This window comes from Flavobacterium sp. PLA-DH12, assembly GCF_059511845.1.
On record NZ_JCAMPD010000001.1, the window covers coordinates 482359 to 501382 of the forward strand.

Below are 19024 nucleotides of genomic sequence, written 5' to 3' on the forward strand. Positions count from 1 at the left end.
ACAAATTAAAAAAATCTGCTTTATCAGCTGAATCTGCGAGAGAAAAAATAGAGAATCGCTAAAATTATTTGAAACACGAAGTCAACTTTGACAAAGTTCTAAACTTTGACAAAGTTTAAACAACTTAGGAAAATCGCAACGAAAGAAATCGTTTAAAAATTCTTAAATAAAGCTGTAATTTTATTTGGTCAAAAATGTGCTTTTTGATTCAAAAAACGCTCAAATAAACTTAAAAAGCGCTTAAAACTGCCTTTTTTTATCATTTTTAGCTATAAAAGTTCTATCTTACAAAAAAGGCAAACTCCTGTTCTTTTGTCCTATATTCTAAAAACTACAAAAAATGAAACAATTATTACAGTGGACCATCATAATTCCGATTCTATCATGGGCGCTCCTATTTAGCGGACTTATAGAAAACAGCACTATTTTTCAAATCGTTGCAAGTATTCTGCTTATTCTAAGTGTGATGTCGGCTGTGCATCATTCAGAAATTATTGCCGAACGTGTTGGAGAACCTTATGGTACGATTATTTTGGCTATTTCGATCACTGTAATTGAAGTTTCTATTATTGTTTCTTTAATGCTTTCTGAAGGTTCAGAAGCCGCTTCTTTGGCCAGAGATACGGTTTATGCTGCAACTATGCTTATCTTAAATGGAATTATAGGTTTGTGTCTTCTTATTGGAAGCATTAAACATTACGAACAGAATTTCTCTCCTTCTTCGGTAACCATTGGTTTGGTTTCGCTAATTTCGATTATTGTATTTACTCTAGTGTTTCCAACATTTACAGAAAGTGTCCACGGTTCTTATTATTCAACGCCTCAGCTCATTTTTGCTTCGATTGCCTGTCTTATTATTTACGGTTCTTTTTTATTTGCACAAACCAAAGGATATCGCCAATATTTTCTAACCAATACTACAAACGAAGACGAATCTAAAACACATCCAATTGAAATTAATAATAAAACATTTTACACTAGCCTAGTCTTTTTATTAGTGAGCTTAGGAATTGTGGTTTTACTGGCCAAAACCCTTTCACCTACTATTGAAACTATTATTATAAGTCACAATCTTCCAAAATCTTTGGTTGGGGTTATAATCGCCATCATCATTTTATTGCCAGAAGCGATCGCAGCGATAATTGCTGCCAAAAAGAACAGATTGCAAACGAGTTTAAACCTAGCTTTAGGTTCTGCACTTGCCAGTATTGGTTTAACTATTCCAACTGTTGCGCTCGTTTGTATTTTATTGGGAATTCCTATTGTTTTAGGGCTTGACATTAAATCTATTGTCCTTTTGGCACTGTCTGTTTTTACGGTAATGCTTTCTCTTAGCAAAGGAAAATCGAATATTGTTTACGGCGTTGTGCTTTTGGTCAATTTGTTTGCTTATATGTTTTTGATGATTTATCCTTAAGCTTTCAATTAATTTTAGTTGCTTAAATGTATACTCGGATTCGATTCCTGGCGACTTTAAACTGTAAAATCAATATTTACAGGCTTTTTTTATCATTTTTTAAAACAGCGTCAATCCAAAACTCCATCCTATCCATCCGAGAATGTCTTTGCTATTATTATTGATTATAGTATAGCGTTTGGTACGATCCTGAACAAATGTAGAAGTATTTATATTGCCATTTTTATCTTGTTTCTCAGACCAATAGAAATTTAAAGAAGGTCCTGCAGATATCGCTACGCCTTTACACAATTGAAAAGAAAAGGGAGAATCAAATTTAGATAAGGAATTATAAATGTCCCAATTTCCTAAATAAAGATACTGCGTGCTAAATTCGGGATTAAAAGTAAAACGTTTCCCTAACGGAATGTTCTTTCCTAGTCCGATTCCGAAAGAGAATAGTTTTTCTTCATCGGTTCTATCGCTTCTTCCCGCCATTAAAATAGTATACATTTTATGATCTCCTGTTTTTACAGCAAGATTTATATCTGAAATTTCGTTGCTCGTTATACTGATTTTTTTATAACCGCCTTTTTTAAAGTTTAAAAGACCAAAACTATAACCAGACGGTGAATCTGTAATGTTGACTAATCCAAATTGGACTCCATGTAATTCTTTGGCATAATTAAAAAGACCTGTAATTTGAGCGCCTCGCACGGTATCTTTTCCAATATTGTAAATTCCCGAAAGCTGTAATCCGTTTTGCGAACCCTTTACTGTATTACCAATTCCTGCAATTTGAAGTCCTTTAGAATCTTTATATACATTGTTATAGATACCGCCCATTTGTAAACCGACTTGCGAACCTTTTACACTATTATGAATACCACTTACTTGTAATCCTCTTAAATTGCCAAAAACATTATTATAGATTCCGGCTAACTGAACTCCGTTTACAGATCCTCCAACGGTATTAAATATTCCGGCTATTTGAAGCGCGTCAACATTCATACGATTGATGTTGTAAAGTCCCGCCATTTCAAGCCCGCGAACTCCAGCATTATAACCTCCTAATATATTCAGCGAAAAATTATTGACAATCTGCGTATTCAGCATTCCTCTTGTACTGATACTAGGAATTAAAGAAGCCTGCAAAGGAACCTTAGAAATAAATCCTCCTAGATTGAGCGCTTGTATTTTTTGTTTGGAAGAAATAAAGAAACGGCCAATTCCTGATCTTTCAATTTCAGAGAAATCACCATCAATATAATCTGTTTTATTTTTTTTGTCTCCCATCTGAATTTTAATTTCAGACAGAAATACCATCGTTACCGTTTTATAATTCTCCTTAACGGCTGTAAGTTCTATAGCTTGAGGTGCATTTTTTAATCGAAGTTCAAAGAAACCATCTTTATTGGTCAATGTAGATACTAGTGCATTCTTCTCCAATACACTCACATTTTCAACACGATTATTGGTTTTTGTATCTACAATATAACCAATTACAATTTGCTGTCCGTCACTCATAACGGTATTTTTCTCCAATACAAGAGCCAATTCTAAAGGCGCATAACGAACAATAACAAATCCTGGCGATTCTTTAAACTCATATTTGGCACCTAACAACTGATCTAAAACTCCTTTAATAGTATTATTATCGGTATGAATGCTAACGACGCTATCTTTTACAGCCAGTTTGCCATAATAAGCAAATCTAAAATTTCCTTTTTCTTCCATTAAGTCCAAAACACTGCCTAATGGCTTCTTATCTGCCTGAATAGAAATTTCATTTTCTAGTACCGATTGTGCATTTGCTTTAAAAAAGATACCCGAAGTAAGGGTTAAAAAGACGGCTGTAAAAACAAACTTTATGTTTCTTGGCATAAAAAGGATATAATACTTTAGTGAATTAAATCTTGGATCCAATGATTGGGTTTCCAAAATTACCCCAATTCCTATATTTTCAATAACCATTTTTATAATTTTTTACTTCTTTTTTCTTACGAGCATCAAGCTGCTTCTAATAAAAGTATTTGCAAAAAATAAGACAAAAAAATCACAATTGAGAGGCTCGCTTCTCATATTCTATATCTTCGTTTTTTTACGTACTGAATTACGAGAAATACAATTAGTCCAACTATTAAATAAAAAGAAATTTTAAAATAAATATTTACATAAAAAGAATTTATTTCAGAATTATAATATTCCTCAGGAGCATTCTTCAAAAAAAAATCTCCAGTTAATTTACTTTTATAAAGAGGCTGCTTATTAAAACTTGATTCAAGGTAAGCAAGTTTAGTTACTCTTAATTCTAATTTAGAATTGTTACTCAAAACTATCCCTTTTACAAGGTAAGATAATCGAGTTCCTTCACCTGTTCCTGTATCTTCAGAAATTTTCTTTATCAATAAAAAATCATCACTCATGTATAATTTTTTATTTCTAAAGCTTTTTAAATTTTCATATTCACTCAAATAGCTGTGGGAACAGATACTTCCAATTGTTATTGTTAATGAAATTATTACATTGCAAACAAAAGCGAAAATTAAAAAGGAGATTAGTATTTTTTTCAAAATTTCAAATTATTATTCATATTGTACATATTAAAAAATGCGAATAAATTTCAATTTTTATAAACGTTTTCAAATTATCTCTTTTACTATGATTATATCATCAATAAAGGAAAATCATATCGAAAGTAAATTATTAGAAACTCATAACCAAACAATCGTACTATTACAACGTTTTAGTAACATAAACTGATAAAAAACAGGAATAATAAATGTTATTTTTACACATAAAAAGTATCACAATAAAGACCAAAACTGAACGATTTTACCCCTCATTTTTCAGCATTTTTCTCTAACTTAGCGCTCTACATTTTGAAATGTAAGATTAAAATAACCATTGTTTTTTGGCAAAACATTGAATGAAAAAGAATTACCATACTTTCTCTTACTTTTTGCTGCAAAAACATTCTTCTAATAATTTAGTTAATTGAAAACTATGAGCAAATTTGATTTTGGAATTGTAGGACTCGGCGTAATGGGTCGTAACTTACTTTTAAATATCGCCAGCCATAACTTTGCGGCTGCAGGTTTAGACTTAGACACCGAAAAAGTCAATTCTCTTCAACAAGAAGCCGATGCTAATCACACTATTGAAGCGACAACAGATGTAAAACATTTTGTAGAGCTTATTCAGCAGCCAAGAGCGATTATGTTATTGGTTCCTGCTGGAAAACCAGTAGACAGCGCCATCGCTAGCTTATTGCCTCACTTAGATAAAGGAGACATTATTATTGACGGTGGAAATACTTATTTTACAGATACTGACAGAAGATTTATTGAATTATCTGAAAAAGGAATCCACTTCTTCGGAATGGGAATTTCGGGTGGTGAAAAAGGTGCTCGTTTCGGTCCTGCTATGATGCCAGGAGGAGATCAGAAAGCGTATGAAAGATTACGTCCTATTTTTGAAGCAATTGCGGCAAAAGTAGAAGGCGAACCTTGCGTAGAATATTTAGGAAATGGTTCTGCTGGAAACTACGTAAAAATGGTTCACAACGGAATTGAGTACGGAATCATGCAATTAATCTCTGAGATTTATGACTTAATGAAAAGAGGTTATAATCTAGATGATGCAACGATTCAAAAAACTTTTGAAGAATGGAACCAGACTGATGATTTGAGATCGTATCTGATTGAAATTACTGGAAAAATCTTAAAACAAGAAGATACAGACGGAGGTCTTTTAATCAATAAAATTTCAGATTGGGCAAGATCTAAAGGAACAGGAAAATGGACTTCGCAAAATGCGATGGACTTGCAAGTTCCAGTTCCGACAATCGACGCTGCAGTTAACATGCGTGATATGTCTAAAACCAAACCAGAAAGAATTGAAGCGGCTAAAAAATTAGTTTGGAACACTGGCGAAACAAATATTTCTCAAAGCGAAGCAATTGCATCTCTAAAATCAGCTTTATTCTTTTCTATCGTTGTGACTTATGCTCAAGGTTTAGCTCAGCTTCACACAGCTTCTAAAGAATATAACTACGGCTTAAATTTGGAAACAGTTGCTAAAATCTGGCGTGGCGGATGTATTATTCGTGCAACAATTTTAGAGGATTTTAGAAAAGCTTATGTTGCAAAATCAGACTTGCCAAACTTGCTTTTAGATAACGGAATTGCTTCAAAACTAACCGAAAATCAAGCAGGAATGCGTGCTGTAATTCAATTTGCAGTTCAAAAAGGATTACCTGTTTCAGGATTAATGAATTCGCTGGCTTATTTTGATGCTTACAGATCTGCAAATCTGCCAACAAACTTAATTCAGGCACAACGTGATTTCTTTGGAGCGCACACTTACGAGCGTATCGACAAAGAAGGCGTTTTCCATACCCAATGGGCTGAATAAGACAACTAAAAAAACAACACAACTAAACCACACAATGACTAAAAATAAACTAAAGAATCCAACAATCATTGTTATTTTTGGTGGAACTGGAGATCTAGCGAAGAGAAAGCTATTCCCCGCTTTTCAAAATCTGTACCTTGACGGACGTATGTCTGAAAAGTTTCAGATTATTGCTCTTGGAAGAGCTGAAAAAACCAATGAAGATTTTCGCGCTTATGTAGCAGAAAATCTAAATCTATTCTCAAGAAGAAAAGGAATTGATGATCCAGAAACAGAAAAATTTCTTTCGCACATCTCATACCACAGTCTTGATATCGATAAAGAAGAATCGTACATTGGATTAAATGAAAAAATAAACAATTTTGACCTTGCCTTTGGCGAACGTTCTAATCGTCTTTTCTATCTTTCGATTACGCCTTCTTTCATTTCAACGATTTCAAGCAACATCAAGAAAATCGGACTTGCTGCAAATCCGAAACAAGATCGTATCATTATCGAAAAACCTTTTGGTTATGATAAAGCTTCTGCAATCGAGTTGAATGAAATGCTTTCGCAGACTTTCAAGGAAGAGCAGATTTACAGAATCGATCACTATTTAGGAAAAGAAACAGTTCAGAATATTTTGGCTTTCCGTTTTGGAAATTCAATGTTTGAGCCTTTATGGAGTCGTAACTTCATTGATTTCGTGCAAATTACCGTTGCAGAAGAAGTTGGCGTTGAAGAACGAGGCGGATTCTATGAAGGTGTTGGTGCTTTGAAAGATATGATTCAGAATCACTTGTTTCAGATTTTATGTATGACAGCTATGGAAGCGCCTGCTTCTTTAAATGCTGATGACATTCGTAATCGAAAAGCAGATGTTTTAAAGTCAATTCGTCGTATTAAACCAGAAGAAGTTGATCATTATATTGTAAGAGGTCAGTACGATGCTGGAGAAATAAAAGGAGTTCCTGTTCCGGGTTACCGTCAAGATAAAGGCATTGCGCCAGATTCTAATACAGAAACTTATGTTGCCATGAAAATCTATTTGGACAACTGGAGATGGCAGGGAATTCCGTTCTACTTGCGTTCTGGAAAAAGAATGGAAGAAAAACAGTCTTCGATCATTATTCAGTTTAAACCAGTGCCGCATTCTTCATTCTCATACGGAAAAGAAGGCATGACACCAAACCGATTGATTATCAATATTCAGCCTTCAATGGACATTAAACTGCAGTTTATGACCAAAAAACCAGGCTTATCGATGTCTTTAAGACCTGCAGAAATGGTTTTTGATTATTTTTCTTGTTCTACAATGTCGCCAGAAGCTTATGAAACCTTAATTGCAGATGCATTATTAGGAGATCCTACCCTATTTATGCGTTGGGATCAGGTGGAAGAAGCTTGGGATGCAATTGAAACGATTCAGCAAGTTTGGAAAACAACGCCTCCAAAGAATTTCCCAAATTACAAAGCAGGAAGCTGGGGACCTGAAGAAGCTGATGAATTGTTAGCACGTCAAGGCCACAAATGGATTCCGAATACACAAACAAAAGAAGAAGTTTTAAATGATACAGATATACAATAATACAGAAGAAATTAATACTAAGGCTGCAAACCTTTTTGTGGAATCTGCACAAAAAGCAATTGCTGCAAAAGGCAAATTTACAGCTGTTCTTACAGGAGGTTCTTCTCCTGCAGGAATTTACAAATTATTAGCTTCTGATGCTTGCAAAAGTAAAATAGACTGGAGCAAAGTTTATATTTTTTGGGGTGATGAAAGATGGGTTCCGCTTAATGATGATTTGAGTAATGCTAAAATGTCTTACTCCACTTTATTGAGCCACGTTCCTATTCCGCAAGAGAACATTTTTGAAATGTACAAAGACGGCGTTACACCAGAAGAATATGCTGCTGATTACGAAAAGTCTATCAGAACAGTTTTAGGCGAAGAAGGTAAATTTGACTTGATTCTTTTAGGAATGGGAGACGACGGACATACAGCTTCTCTTTTCCCAGGTGAAGCAGTTCTAGAAGAGCAAACCAAATGGGTTGATGCTTATTATTTGGCTCCACAAAAAATGTATCGCATCACACTTACAGCTCCGTTAATTAATAAAGCTGAAAAGATTGTAGTAGTAGCTTTTGGAGAAAAGAAAGTTCACGCTTTGAAAGAAGTGACAACTGGCGAATACAATCCAACGCTTTACCCAATGCAATTGATTAAACCTGTTTCGGGTGAATTATTGTTTTTGGTAGATAAAGTTGCTGCTGGAACAAACTAAGAAATTGTTTATTACCATATAATTCAAGGTCTATGCTGAAAAGTGTAGACCTTATTTTTTTGATTTTTTTCTCTCGCAGATCTTGCAGATTTGGCAGATATTATAATTAAAAAAATCTGCTGAATCTGCTAAATCTGCGGGAGAACAATATGCTCAAATAAATTCAAAATTTATCACAAAACACTGAAAAACAAATATTTACACAAACCTATTTCTTTTTTGTTTAATTTTGTTTAATACTCTCCGTATCAAACCATTATAGTATAAGCATCGTTTTTATTCTTTTGAGCTTTTACACTGATTATATAATTTCAAATACATTTTGCAATGAAATATAATTACTTTCTAATTGCTGTTTTTTTTCTTTTTATTTCCTGTAAAGAAAAAAACACCGAACCCAAATCAGTTAAAGTGAGCGCTTCGCAAGGATGTTATATTCCGAAAACGAACGATAAAGATTGGTACACCCAAAACAAAAAAGCACCTAAGTTTAGAAGTCTTGATGGTGTAAATTTTAAAATTACAACCAACAATCCTGAAGCGCAGGAATACTTTAATCAAGGAATGATGCTCGCTTACGGATTCAATCACGCCGAAGCAGCAAGATCATTTTATGAAGCTTCGCGTTTAGACCCGAATTGTGCTATGGCATATTGGGGTTTTGCTTATGTTTTAGGTCCGAATTATAATGCGGGAATGGAAGAAGATAATTTTCAGCGTGCTTATGATGCGGCTCAAAAAGCTAAAAAACTTTCTGGGAAATGTTCTCCGAAAGAAATCGCTATGATTGATGCCTTATTGGTGCGTTATGCTAAAAATCCTCCTGCTGACAGAAAACCGCTTGACATTACTTATGCCGAAGCGATGAAAAAAGTATATACTCAATTTCCTTCAGATCCAGATATTGGTGCACTTTACGCGGAATCTCAAATGAATCTCCATCCGTGGAATTTGTATGAAAAAGGCACCGGAATACCTAAAAAATGGACTCCAGAAATACTTGCTGTTTTAAACGAATTGATTACAAAAAATCCGAAGCATCCCGGAGCGCATCACTTTTTAGTTCATGCTGTAGAAGCATCCTCACACCCAGAAAACGGACTTAAAAGTGCCAAATTGCTAGAAACTCTAGTTCCGGGATCGGGACATTTGGTGCACATGCCGTCTCATATTTATATTCGAACGGGAGATTATCATCAAGGCACACTTTCAAACATCGAAGCGGTTAAAATTGATAGTTTATATTCTACTGCTTGTAATGCACAAGGCGCTTATCCTCTCGCCTATTATCCACACAATTATCATTTTTTGGTGGCAACAGCAGCTTTAGAAGGAAATTCAAAATTGGCTTGGGAATCGGCACAAATATTACAACAGCATATGTCTCCCAAAATCATGCGCGAAGCTGGTTGGGGCACATTGCAGCATTATTACAGCATTCCGTATTATATAGCCGTAAAATTTTCTATGTGGGATAAAATAATGGAGATTCCACAACCTGAAAAAGATCTAGTATATCCGAACGCAATTTGGCATTATGCGCAAGGAATGGCTTATCTTGGGAAAAATGATATCACTAATGCTGAAAAACAGCTTGCTACTCTGAACCAATTAGCCAAAGACAAAACCTTAAAAGAGGTTACCATTTGGAATATCAATACCACTTACGATCTTGTTCAAATTGCTACCAATGTTCTTTCAGCAGGAGTTGAAGCCAAAAAGAATAATTTGGATAAAGCCGTTACTTTTTTAAATAAAGCAATAGTAATTGAAGATCAGTTAAATTACAACGAACCTCCAGATTGGTTTTTCTCTATTAGACATTATTTAGGCACAGTTTTACTTAAAGCTGGAAAATACGCCGAAGCAGAAAAAATCTACAGACAAGATTTACAAACGCTCCCAAAAAACGGCTTCGCCCTAATTGGACTTTATAATGCTATAGCTGCACAGAAAAAAGAAAAAGAGGCTTTACAAATTAAAACCTCTTTTAATAATGCTTGGCAATATGCCGATTTTAAGATTAAGGATTCTTCTAGTATTTTGGAGTGATTTTTAGTTTTTATGATTTTTCAAAGTAATGAATAATACTTTTTCTTAATTTATTTTTAAGAAGCAATAGTAAAAAGTCAAAGACTTTTATCAGGTTTAAAATTTCTAAGACAAAAAAAATGCGCAAAGTCTAGATGAACTGCCCCAAAAAAGTTAGACACTATTTGGGGTCAGTTCAGAGACATTTGCGCAGCTTTATAATTCAAGTTTGGCACTCTTTGCAGAGCGAGGGATTATCCTATGCTCAATAACTGTTTCTTTCTTAAAATCCATTTATTATTTTTTTTCTCAAAGTAATATTTTGCTTTTACCATACTTATGCCTATTCGCTTTTTTACAACTATTTGAACAATACTATCATCTACCGTAAAATTTGAAAATTGAACGAATAAAAATTTTATATCTTCGTTGTCTCTATCTACAAGTTCTGTTTCATAATCAGATTTATACTTTGCTATAAAACTCTTATCTAATTTTAAATTTAAAAAAGCTCCAAAAGAGTTTTTATCCGTTATTATCGAATCAACTAATCCTATTTTAAATTTCTCAATTTTTAGATTTTTAAATTTAGGGTATTTACCCATATCAAAACTTTCAACAGAGTCAATCAAGATGTTTATATTTTCTACAACAAACTCTTTTGCTTCATGTTCTTTTAAAACAGCTTTTTTTATATTACTATCAGTTTTTTTTTCGCAATTTAGAAATAATACTGATATCAGTAAAACAATAACCTTACCATCCATTTTTTGTTGCATTTTTTGTTGAACCCCCTGCTCTCCAAAGTCTTACTTGAGAGCGCTGCGCAAATGTCTCTGACTTTGCGCCACCTCTAATGCTTCTCAAAAACACAAAAACATCTAAAAAGTCTCTGACTTTTAAACTAATACAAGTTATAAAGATTTATCGATTTCTGATCTAGCACATTAACTATTGGATTATCCGCTTTCTCAATTTTTAATAAGCCCGAATCGCTTATATAATTACTTGCACTTGAATAAATGTAATCTGAAGCTTTTGCTACCAATCCGGCTCTCACAGGATTCAAATGTACATAATGAAGCTTTGACCACATAAATTCTATTGAATAAATTTCTTCTGCGTGATTTCCGTACTGCCAAAATTGGAATTTTTTATTTCTCTGATGGCTTTCTGTTGCCAGTTCAAAACGTTGCAGCATCCACTCTCTTCTACTTTCAGGACCATTTTGAATCTTTTCCAAAATATTTTTTGCAATAAACTTTTTAAAATCTCTTATCAAATCTGATAATTTTCCATCATCAGATTGTATTATTAAATGAATATGATTACTCATAATTACGTAACCATATAAAATCATTCCTTTGTTTTTAATGCAGTAATCCAGACATTCAATAACAATATCACGATAACATTGACGTGTAAAAACATCAATCCAGTCTACAACTGTTGGCGTAATAAAATGAGGCAGTTTTTGATCTCGAATAACATAACCTTCTTTCATTTGATTTTTTTTATTCAAAAATAATGATTTTTCTTACTTATTGGATTTTTAGAAGTAATCGTAAAAAGTCGGAGACTTTTATCACGTTTAGAAATTCTAAGACAGAAAAAAAATGCGCAAAGTCAGAGACATTTGCGCAGCTTTATAATTCCAGTTTGGAACTCTTTGCAGAGCGCGGAAATAATTAATTCTCAATTAACTCAATATCCATCGTTTTAATCAATCCGTCTTCAAAAGTATAAATATGCTTTACAAATCCTTCAAACATCAAATTACCTTGAAGATCCTTTACTGTTTGGTGAACTTTTACTTCTAAACTTCCATTTTCTCTTTCATCAAAACCAACTGGTAACACTTTCGGATTTATTTCTGTCCATTGTCTTGTCCAATACTCTCGAATTTCATCATGACCACTAATATAACCACCTTCCCAAGCTTTTGACCATTGTACATCATCTTGCATTGTAGATAAACAATTAGCTATATTTCTTTCGTTAAAAGCATTGTAAGCCTTTTCTATTATTGGTTGAAATTGATTTGACATATTTGATTGTTTTTTAATTAGTTCTATAAAAGTAGCACAGAAACAATAACTTTTTAATACAAATCTCAATAAATATCAAACCCCTAAAAATCAACTCCAATTATTATCAAATTTTTAAATCTCATGGTTTTTAGAAAAATTTTAAGAAACCTTGTTTTTCAAATTACTATATTTGGCGCACTTTAGAGAATAATTAATCCACTTTCTAAGAAACAAAATTGTAATTCCTGCTGTAGTTGTATGAAACCCACTAAGTTCATATATATCGTTTTACTTTCGCTGCTTTGTTTTTTCAGAGGCACCGAAACGTATTCGCCGATTTATACTTTCAGCAACTGTATTACTTTAGATAGCGTTGCGGCAGACGACACGCAGATTTTTTCTTCTGACTTTTCTTCTTCTAAAAATCTAGAAGTTCATTACAAGCTCAAAAAGAAAATGAAATGCAGAGCGACTACTTTAGAACAAAGTACGATCAAAGCTCCTTATTTCAGTAATTTGGTTAATTTTAAGCTTTATAAAGAAAGCTTAATCTATGGTATAGCTTCAATATACCATATAGAAAGACATCCTCATCTTCATTTGTACCAACTTTTCTAGGCTACAAAATTTCGTCGTTTTTATATTCTAGTGTTCTGGAAAAATACCTCATTTACGTATGTGATTGAGCTGTTATTGCTATAAAAACATTTCCCTAAAACGGTACTTTTTCAAATAAAAGCATCCGTAAACCTTATTATTTTCAAAATCCAAATTCAGACTCCCGATATTTTAATATCAAGGGAGCACATCTATTTATTCAAAAATTTAAACCTAATGATGAGCATTTATAAAAATCCATTTCTTTTATGCACCTTGGCTTTATTCGTTTTAGTCTCGTGCGGTGATAAAGCAAAAAAAGATTCAAACAACATAAAAACGGTTCCTGTTTATAAGGTAACTCTAAAAGACACCATAGTTTCGAGCAAATTTGTTGCCGATGTACATGCTAAAAACAATGTAGAAATTCACGTTCGTATTCCAGGTCTGTTAGACAAAGTTTACGTTAGCGAAGGACAAAAAGTAAAAAAAGGGCAAATCCTTTTTAAAATAAGTGATGTTGAACTTCAGATTCAATTGCTAAAAGCCGAAGCCGTTTACAAAAGCGCAAAAGCCGATTTAAGAATTGCAACTGTAGAACTGGAACAAGCGCAAACTCTTTTCAATAAAAAAGTAATTGCAGATAAAGAATTAGAATTATCTAAAGCAAAAAATGATGCCGCTTCCGCGAAATTGGCTCATGCTGCTGCAGAAAGAAAAGCAATCAACCAACAGATTAGCTTTACCACAATCCGCGCGCCATTTGACGGAACGGTTGACCGTATTCCGTTTAAGGAAGGAAGTTTAGTAGAAAACGGTTCATTATTGACAACCGTTTCTCAATTAGACGATGTGTACGCCTATTTCTCAATTCCTGAGAATACCTATTTCCAAATGATGGAAGACAAAACCTTAAACACACAAGGCGATATCAAATTGGTGTTGCCAAACGGACAAGTTTACGATCAAAAAGGAGAATTAAGAACTGCCGATGGAGATATCGACAGACAAACAGGTTCTATTCAATACAAAGCAAAATTTCACAATCCGCAAGGATTTATCAAGCACGGAACATCTGGCAAACTGATTATTTCAGAGCCAAAAACCAATGCAATTTTAGTTCCACAGAAAGCTGTTTTTTCTATTCAGGACAAACAATATGTTTTTCGCGTGAACAAAGATGGAGTAGTTAAAATGACAAATGTTACAATCGAAACCACTCTAGATGATGTTTATATCTTGAACGAAGGTCTAAAAAGCGACGACCTAATTGTGCAAGAAGGTACGCAATCATTGAGAGACGGTGATAAAATCAACATGAAACAAATGTAGGTTATCGACTTGCAAAACAGTTATTTAATTATTTATCTAAAACATTTAAAATGATAGAGTTATTTATCAGGAGGAAAATATTGTCATTAATCATCTCGGTTATGATAGTCCTTCTGGGATTGCTGGCGTTGTTTCAGCTTCCTATTACCCAATTTCCAGATATTGTACCACCATCTGTAACCGTTACAGCAAAATATACAGGAGCAAACGCAGAGGTTTCCGCCAATGCCGTCGCCCTTCCGTTAGAAAGAGCCATAAATGGAGTTCCCGGAATGACGTACATGTCAACCGTAACTTCCAACGATGGTTTGACATTAATTCAGGTTTTCTTTGAAGTAGGAACCGATCCCGATTTGGCTGCCGTAAACGTTCAGAACCGTGTAACGACAATTCTAGATGAACTTCCAGAAGAGGTAATTCGTGCTGGTGTTACGACCGAAAAAGAGGTAAACAGTATGTTAATGTACTTGAATATTACAAGTACCGACAAAACCCAAGACGAGCAGTTTATCTTCAACTTTACCGATATTAATATCCTTCAGGAATTAAAGCGTATTGATGGTGTCGGTCGTGCCGAAATCATGGGGCAGAAAGAATATTCGATGCGTGTTTGGCTAGATCCGGAAAAGATGCTTTCGTATAATATTTCGGCAAATGAAGTTATTGCTTCACTTCAAAAGCAAAACATTTCTGCCGCGCCTGGTAAAGTGGGTGAAGGTTCAGGACAAATGAACAATCAGCTGCAATACGTAATTAAGTACGGCGGAAAATTCTTTGAACCAAAACAATACGAAGAAATTCCGTTGAGAGCCAATCCAGACGGAACCATCTTACGATTAAAAGACATCTCGAAAATCGAATTTGGTGCGATGAGCTACGGAATGGTTTCTAAAACTGACGGAAAACCTTCTGCATCGATCATGTTGAAACAGCGTCCGGGTTCAAATGCTTCTGAGGTTATTGCGAGTGTAAAAGAAAAAATGGCCGAATTAAAAGGTTCTTCTTTTCCTCCCGGAATGGAATTTAATATTGCTTACGACGTTTCGCGTTTCCTTGACGCTTCGATTCATGAAGTATTAAGAACTTTGGTTGAAGCCTTTATTTTGGTAGCATTTGTAGTTTTCCTTTTCCTTCAAGATTGGAGATCGACTTTAATTCCAGTATTGGCAGTTCCTGTAGCGCTTATTGGTTCGTTTACTTTTATGTCGATGATGGGATTCTCGATCAACTTATTGACGCTTTTCGCTTTGGTACTTTCTATCGGAATTGTGGTCGATAACGCGATTGTCGTTGTCGAAGCCGTTCACGTAAAAATCTCCGAAGAACATATGTCGCCAATGGATGCTACCATTAGCGCGATGAAAGAAATCACGGGTGCCGTTATTGCAATTACGATTGTAATGGCTGCCGTATTTATTCCGGTTGCTTTCTTGAGTGGTCCTGTCGGAGTTTTCTACAGGCAGTTCTCATTGACCATGGCAATAAGTATCGTAATTTCAGGTATTAATGCCCTTACCCTTACTCCTGCCCTTTGTGCGATTATGCTGAAAGCGCACGATCCTGATAAAGAGAAAAAATCACTTTTAGACCGTTTCTTCCATAGATTCAATCATTGGTTTGATAATATTACTTCAAAATACATCAAAGTATTAGTAAAATTTGCCGATCGCAATACCGTTACGGTTGGTTTATTAGTACTGTTTTGTATTTTAACTTGGGGAACAACAAAATTCTTAGCATCTGGATTTATCCCAACTGAAGATCAAGGAATGGTTTACGTGAGTGTTACAACGCCACAAGGAGCAACAGTAGAACGTACTGAAAAAGCTTTGGACGAAGTTACCAAAATTGCTCGCGAAATTAAAGGCGTTGACAACGTAACCACTCTTGCAGGATACAGTATTGTAACCGAAATCGCGGGAGCTTCTTACGGAATGGGAATGATCAACTTGAAAGACTGGAGCGAACGTGATATTTCGGTAACCGAATTTATGGCGGAACTTACAGAAAAAACCAAAAACATTACCGATGCACAAATCGAGATTTTTGCACCGCCAACCGTTCCAGGTTTTGGTAATACGAGTGGTTTTGAGCTTCGTTTGCTGGATAAATCTGGAGGAAGTATTACCAATACCGATAAAGTAACCAAAGAATTCATCAAAGAACTAAATGCTTCGCCAGAAATTCAGAACTCATTCTCGAGTTTTGATGCCACTTTCCCGCAATATTTAATTCATATTGATTACGATTTGGCGGCCAAAAAAGGAATTTCAGTAGACAATGCCATGTCGACTTTACAAACCATGTTAGGTTCATTTTATGCAACAAATTTTATCCGTTTCTCTCAAATGTATAAAGTGATGGTTCAGGCAAGTCCGCAATTCCGCCAAAATCCAGAAAGTATTTTGGATATGTATTTGAAGAATGAAGCAGGCGAAATGGTTCCGTTTTCTACTTTCATCAAATTAGAAAGAGTTTACGGTCCTGAGGTTTTAACACGTTACAACATGTACATGTCGGCTATGATTAACGGTGAACCAGCCGAAGGTTACAGCTCTGGAGATGCCATTGCCGCTGTTGAAAAAATTGCGGCAGAAAAATTGCCAAGCCGTTTCGAATTGGAATGGTCTGGTATGACACGTGAAGAGATTTTATCAGGAAATCAAACCATCTACATTTTTGCGCTTTGTATACTTTTTGTATACTTATTACTAGCCGCACAGTACGAAAGTTTATTGCTTCCGTTCCCTGTATTATTAAGTCTTCCGGTTGGAGTTTTCGGTTCATACATTGCGCTTGTAATGGTTGGACTCGATAATAACATTTATGCCCAAGTAGCACTCGTCATGCTGATTGGTTTGCTCGCCAAGAACGCCATTCTGATTGTTGAGTTTGCGATGGCACAAAATAAGCTCGGACGAGATATTGTCGAAGCAGCAATTGAAGGAGCAAGACTTCGTTTCCGTCCAATTTTAATGACCTCGTTTGCTTTTATTTCAGGATTGATTCCGCTGTGTATCGCTTCTGGTGCGGGTGCAATTGGTAACCGTTCCATCGGTACAGCAGCTGCGGGCGGAATGTTAATAGGAACTGTATTTGGTCTTTTAATCATTCCTGGACTTTACATACTGTTTGCGAAATTGGAAAAACGAATGAATAAATCTTAATGTATAATTTTTTAAACACATAGAATCATTCCCGATAGCTATCGGGATTAAAAAGCGAAAAAAAGGCGTTTCACTAGCATAAACACACATAGCTATGTGTTAGAAACTAGTTTCTTTCAACTCCCTTTTGAAAAGAAAAATCTATATTTCTATGTGTTAAAATAAAAAACTAAACAAAAGATTGAACAAATAAAATTAAACAATGAGAGAGATATTAAATCAATATAAAAATGCTGATGTGCAGTTTCTAAGGACAACCAAAAGTGCTGTTGTAATAGCAGGAATTTTACTTTTGACAGCTTGTTCTGCACCAAAAGTCAGTACTAAACTAGACGCGGCAAAGCTTCCAGAAAATTTTGATGCACAAAGAAAAGAAGCATCAAACGAGACTTTTATTCCATTAAAAACAGAAACCTTTTTTAAAGATCCAAAATTAGAAGCGTTATTAAAGAAAGCCATTGCCAAGAATCCTGATTACTTAATTATGCAGGAAAGAATTTTAATTGCCAATTCGCATTTAAAAGTGGCAAAACTGGCGCTTCTTCCCTCTTTAGATTTTGTTGCCGATGCTTCTGGAACACATTACGGAAAATATACAATGGATGGAGTTGGTAACTTTGATACTAACTTTTCTCAAAATATTAGCGAAAAACAAAGAATCAACGAAGATGTAACTCCTAACCTATTTTTAGGCGCGAAAGTTTCCTGGGAAGCTGATATATGGGGGAAACTGAGCAATCGTAAAAAAGCAGCACAACAGCGATTTTTTGCTTCTCAGCAAGGAATGCGATTGTTACAAACACGTCTTTTAAGTGATGTTGCTGACTTATATTTTAAGCTGATTGCATTAGACAAACAAAAGTCGATTTACGATAACAACTTAAAAACGCAAGAAAGAGCATTAGATATTGTTTCGGCACAAAGATCTGTTGGAAAAGCTACAGAATTGGCTGTACAGCAATTTAATGCGCAAAACAATAACATTCATGCCGAAGCTTCAGAACTGCATTTAAGCATTGATCAGACCGAGAAAGCTTTATTGACACTTTTGGGCGAATATGGCGGAAAAATTGACCGAAGCAGCGATTTCCTAGCAGGACATCTACAAGTTTTAAACCAAAAAATAAGCGTAGATTCTATCATTCATAAAAGACCAGATGTATCTGAAGCTTACTTCGAATTATTAGCAAGTAACGCAGATGCTAAATCGGCTCGCGCTGCCTTTTTCCCAACGGTAAATCTAGGCGGTTATGCAGGATTCAACTCGTTTTCATTCAACACTCTTTTTGATGCGGGTTCTTTTGCTTGGCAGTTATTAGGAGGTTTGACAGCTCCTGTTTTTAATAAAGGACAAATCAAACAGGAATTTTATGTTTCGAATAGAAGACAGGAAATCTCATTCCTTCACTATCAAAATGCAGTGACGACAGCGTTCAACGAATTGAGCGCTTTACTGCACCGAAATGAAGCTTATGAAGATGTTTTAAAATATAAATTGAACGAAATTGATCATCTCGAAATTGCCGTAAACGTTTCAAACGACTTGTATTTGAGTGGTTATGCCAATTATCTGGAAATCATCAACGCGCAAAAAAATAAATTGCAAGCCGAATTGGATTTTGTTGATATCCAACTTCGAAATGCAAACTCACAAGTATTGCTGTACAAAGCTTTAGGCGGAGGAATAAATTAGTTTATATGTTGGTCAAAAATGGCTTCTGTTTATAATAGCTCATCGCAGAGGTTATTTTTAAATCCCGTTTCTATTTTGAAACGGGATTTTTTTATTAA

General features: G+C 34.8%; 14 protein-coding genes. 9 read left to right on the forward strand and 5 right to left on the reverse strand.

Annotation, left to right across the window (positions count from 1 at the left end; translation table 11 throughout):
• The first annotated feature begins 340 nt into the window (after positions 1-340).
• A complete protein-coding gene (locus tag AC5ZCW_RS02105; RefSeq protein WP_496117627.1) occupies positions 341-1417 on the forward strand; it encodes a calcium:cation antiporter in 1077 nt (358 codons plus the stop codon).
• A 99-nt stretch (positions 1418-1516) separates the two neighbouring features.
• Here the strand turns inward: AC5ZCW_RS02105 and AC5ZCW_RS02110 are convergent, their stop codons facing one another.
• Together AC5ZCW_RS02110 and AC5ZCW_RS02115 are read right to left on the reverse strand one after the other, a co-directional pair.
• Positions 1517-3370, reverse strand: coding sequence for a peptidase associated/transthyretin-like domain-containing protein (locus AC5ZCW_RS02110; RefSeq protein ID WP_496117628.1), 1854 nt, complete (start codon positions 3368-3370; stop codon positions 1517-1519).
• 104 nt (positions 3371-3474) lie between these two features.
• Positions 3475-3969 carry a hypothetical protein gene (locus AC5ZCW_RS02115; RefSeq protein WP_496117629.1) on the reverse strand — a complete coding sequence of 165 codons (495 nt, stop codon included), beginning with the start codon at positions 3967-3969 and terminating at the stop codon, positions 3475-3477.
• Positions 3970-4402: 433 nt separating this feature from the next.
• On the opposite strand from AC5ZCW_RS02115, the gene gnd reads away from it, so the two are divergent.
• The 4 genes from gnd to AC5ZCW_RS02135 all read left to right on the forward strand — a co-directional run bounded on the left by gnd (position 4403) and on the right by AC5ZCW_RS02135 (position 10128).
• On the forward strand, positions 4403-5812 hold the full coding sequence (gene gnd, locus AC5ZCW_RS02120; RefSeq protein ID WP_496117630.1) for an NADP-dependent phosphogluconate dehydrogenase: 1410 nt from the start codon (positions 4403-4405) through the stop codon (positions 5810-5812).
• Between the two features lie 34 nt (positions 5813-5846).
• Entirely contained in the window at positions 5847-7379 is a 1533-nt protein-coding gene (gene zwf, locus AC5ZCW_RS02125; RefSeq protein WP_496117631.1) for a glucose-6-phosphate dehydrogenase, read from the forward strand.
• Entirely contained in the window at positions 7360-8076 is a 717-nt protein-coding gene (gene pgl / locus AC5ZCW_RS02130) for a 6-phosphogluconolactonase (protein WP_496117633.1), read from the forward strand. The genes zwf and pgl overlap by 20 nt, the downstream gene beginning before the upstream one ends.
• A gap of 327 nt (positions 8077-8403) precedes the next feature.
• Positions 8404-10128 carry a tetratricopeptide repeat protein gene (locus AC5ZCW_RS02135; RefSeq protein ID WP_496117635.1) on the forward strand — a complete coding sequence of 575 codons (1725 nt, stop codon included), beginning with the start codon at positions 8404-8406 and terminating at the stop codon, positions 10126-10128.
• Between the two features lie 233 nt (positions 10129-10361).
• Here the strand turns inward: AC5ZCW_RS02135 and AC5ZCW_RS02140 are convergent, their stop codons facing one another.
• The 3 genes from AC5ZCW_RS02140 to AC5ZCW_RS02150 form a co-directional block, all read right to left on the reverse strand.
• Positions 10362-10886 carry a hypothetical protein gene (locus AC5ZCW_RS02140; protein WP_496117637.1) on the reverse strand — a complete coding sequence of 175 codons (525 nt, stop codon included), beginning with the start codon at positions 10884-10886 and terminating at the stop codon, positions 10362-10364.
• A 125-nt stretch (positions 10887-11011) separates the two neighbouring features.
• The gene (locus tag AC5ZCW_RS02145; RefSeq protein WP_496117639.1) at positions 11012-11611 is read right to left on the reverse strand and encodes an REP-associated tyrosine transposase; all 600 of its coding nucleotides are present in this window, start codon (positions 11609-11611) and stop codon (positions 11012-11014) included.
• 184 nt (positions 11612-11795) lie between these two features.
• Entirely contained in the window at positions 11796-12155 is a 360-nt protein-coding gene (locus AC5ZCW_RS02150) for a nuclear transport factor 2 family protein (RefSeq protein ID WP_343544554.1), read from the reverse strand.
• Between the two features lie 240 nt (positions 12156-12395).
• Between AC5ZCW_RS02150 and AC5ZCW_RS02155 the strand changes: the two genes are divergently transcribed.
• The 4 genes from AC5ZCW_RS02155 to AC5ZCW_RS02170 all read left to right on the forward strand — a co-directional run bounded on the left by AC5ZCW_RS02155 (position 12396) and on the right by AC5ZCW_RS02170 (position 18926).
• A complete protein-coding gene (locus AC5ZCW_RS02155) occupies positions 12396-12755 on the forward strand; it encodes a hypothetical protein (RefSeq protein ID WP_177209817.1) in 360 nt (119 codons plus the stop codon).
• A gap of 216 nt (positions 12756-12971) precedes the next feature.
• Complete coding sequence (locus AC5ZCW_RS02160) at positions 12972-14066, forward strand: efflux RND transporter periplasmic adaptor subunit (protein ID WP_496117641.1); 1095 nt, start codon at positions 12972-12974, stop codon at positions 14064-14066.
• A 50-nt stretch (positions 14067-14116) separates the two neighbouring features.
• Positions 14117-17233 (forward strand): efflux RND transporter permease subunit, encoded by a 3117-nt coding sequence (locus tag AC5ZCW_RS02165; protein ID WP_496117643.1) that lies wholly within the window; start codon positions 14117-14119, stop codon positions 17231-17233.
• Positions 17234-17435: 202 nt separating this feature from the next.
• The gene (locus AC5ZCW_RS02170; protein WP_496117645.1) at positions 17436-18926 is read left to right on the forward strand and encodes a TolC family protein; all 1491 of its coding nucleotides are present in this window, start codon (positions 17436-17438) and stop codon (positions 18924-18926) included.
• Positions 18927-19024 lie beyond the last annotated feature (98 nt).

Excerpts from the sequence above, each read along its gene's own strand:
- AC5ZCW_RS02105 (WP_496117627.1), top strand. The coding sequence starts at position 341 with ATGAAACAATTATTACAGTGGACCATCATAATTCCGATTCTATCATGG.
- AC5ZCW_RS02110 (WP_496117628.1), bottom strand. The coding sequence starts at position 3,370 with ATGGTTATTGAAAATATAGGAATTGGGGTAATTTTGGAAACCCAATCA.
- gnd (WP_496117630.1), top strand. The coding sequence starts at position 4,403 with ATGAGCAAATTTGATTTTGGAATTGTAGGACTCGGCGTAATGGGTCGT.
- zwf (WP_496117631.1), top strand. The coding sequence starts at position 5,847 with ATGACTAAAAATAAACTAAAGAATCCAACAATCATTGTTATTTTTGGT.
- pgl (WP_496117633.1), top strand. The coding sequence starts at position 7,360 with ATGATACAGATATACAATAATACAGAAGAAATTAATACTAAGGCTGCA.
- AC5ZCW_RS02135 (WP_496117635.1), top strand. The coding sequence starts at position 8,404 with ATGAAATATAATTACTTTCTAATTGCTGTTTTTTTTCTTTTTATTTCC.
- AC5ZCW_RS02140 (WP_496117637.1), bottom strand. The coding sequence starts at position 10,886 with ATGCAACAAAAAATGGATGGTAAGGTTATTGTTTTACTGATATCAGTA.
- AC5ZCW_RS02145 (WP_496117639.1), bottom strand. The coding sequence starts at position 11,611 with ATGAAAGAAGGTTATGTTATTCGAGATCAAAAACTGCCTCATTTTATT.
- AC5ZCW_RS02150 (WP_343544554.1), bottom strand. The coding sequence starts at position 12,155 with ATGTCAAATCAATTTCAACCAATAATAGAAAAGGCTTACAATGCTTTT.
- AC5ZCW_RS02155 (WP_177209817.1), top strand. The coding sequence starts at position 12,396 with ATGAAACCCACTAAGTTCATATATATCGTTTTACTTTCGCTGCTTTGT.
- AC5ZCW_RS02160 (WP_496117641.1), top strand. The coding sequence starts at position 12,972 with ATGATGAGCATTTATAAAAATCCATTTCTTTTATGCACCTTGGCTTTA.
- AC5ZCW_RS02165 (WP_496117643.1), top strand. The coding sequence starts at position 14,117 with ATGATAGAGTTATTTATCAGGAGGAAAATATTGTCATTAATCATCTCG.
- AC5ZCW_RS02170 (WP_496117645.1), top strand. The coding sequence starts at position 17,436 with ATGAGAGAGATATTAAATCAATATAAAAATGCTGATGTGCAGTTTCTA.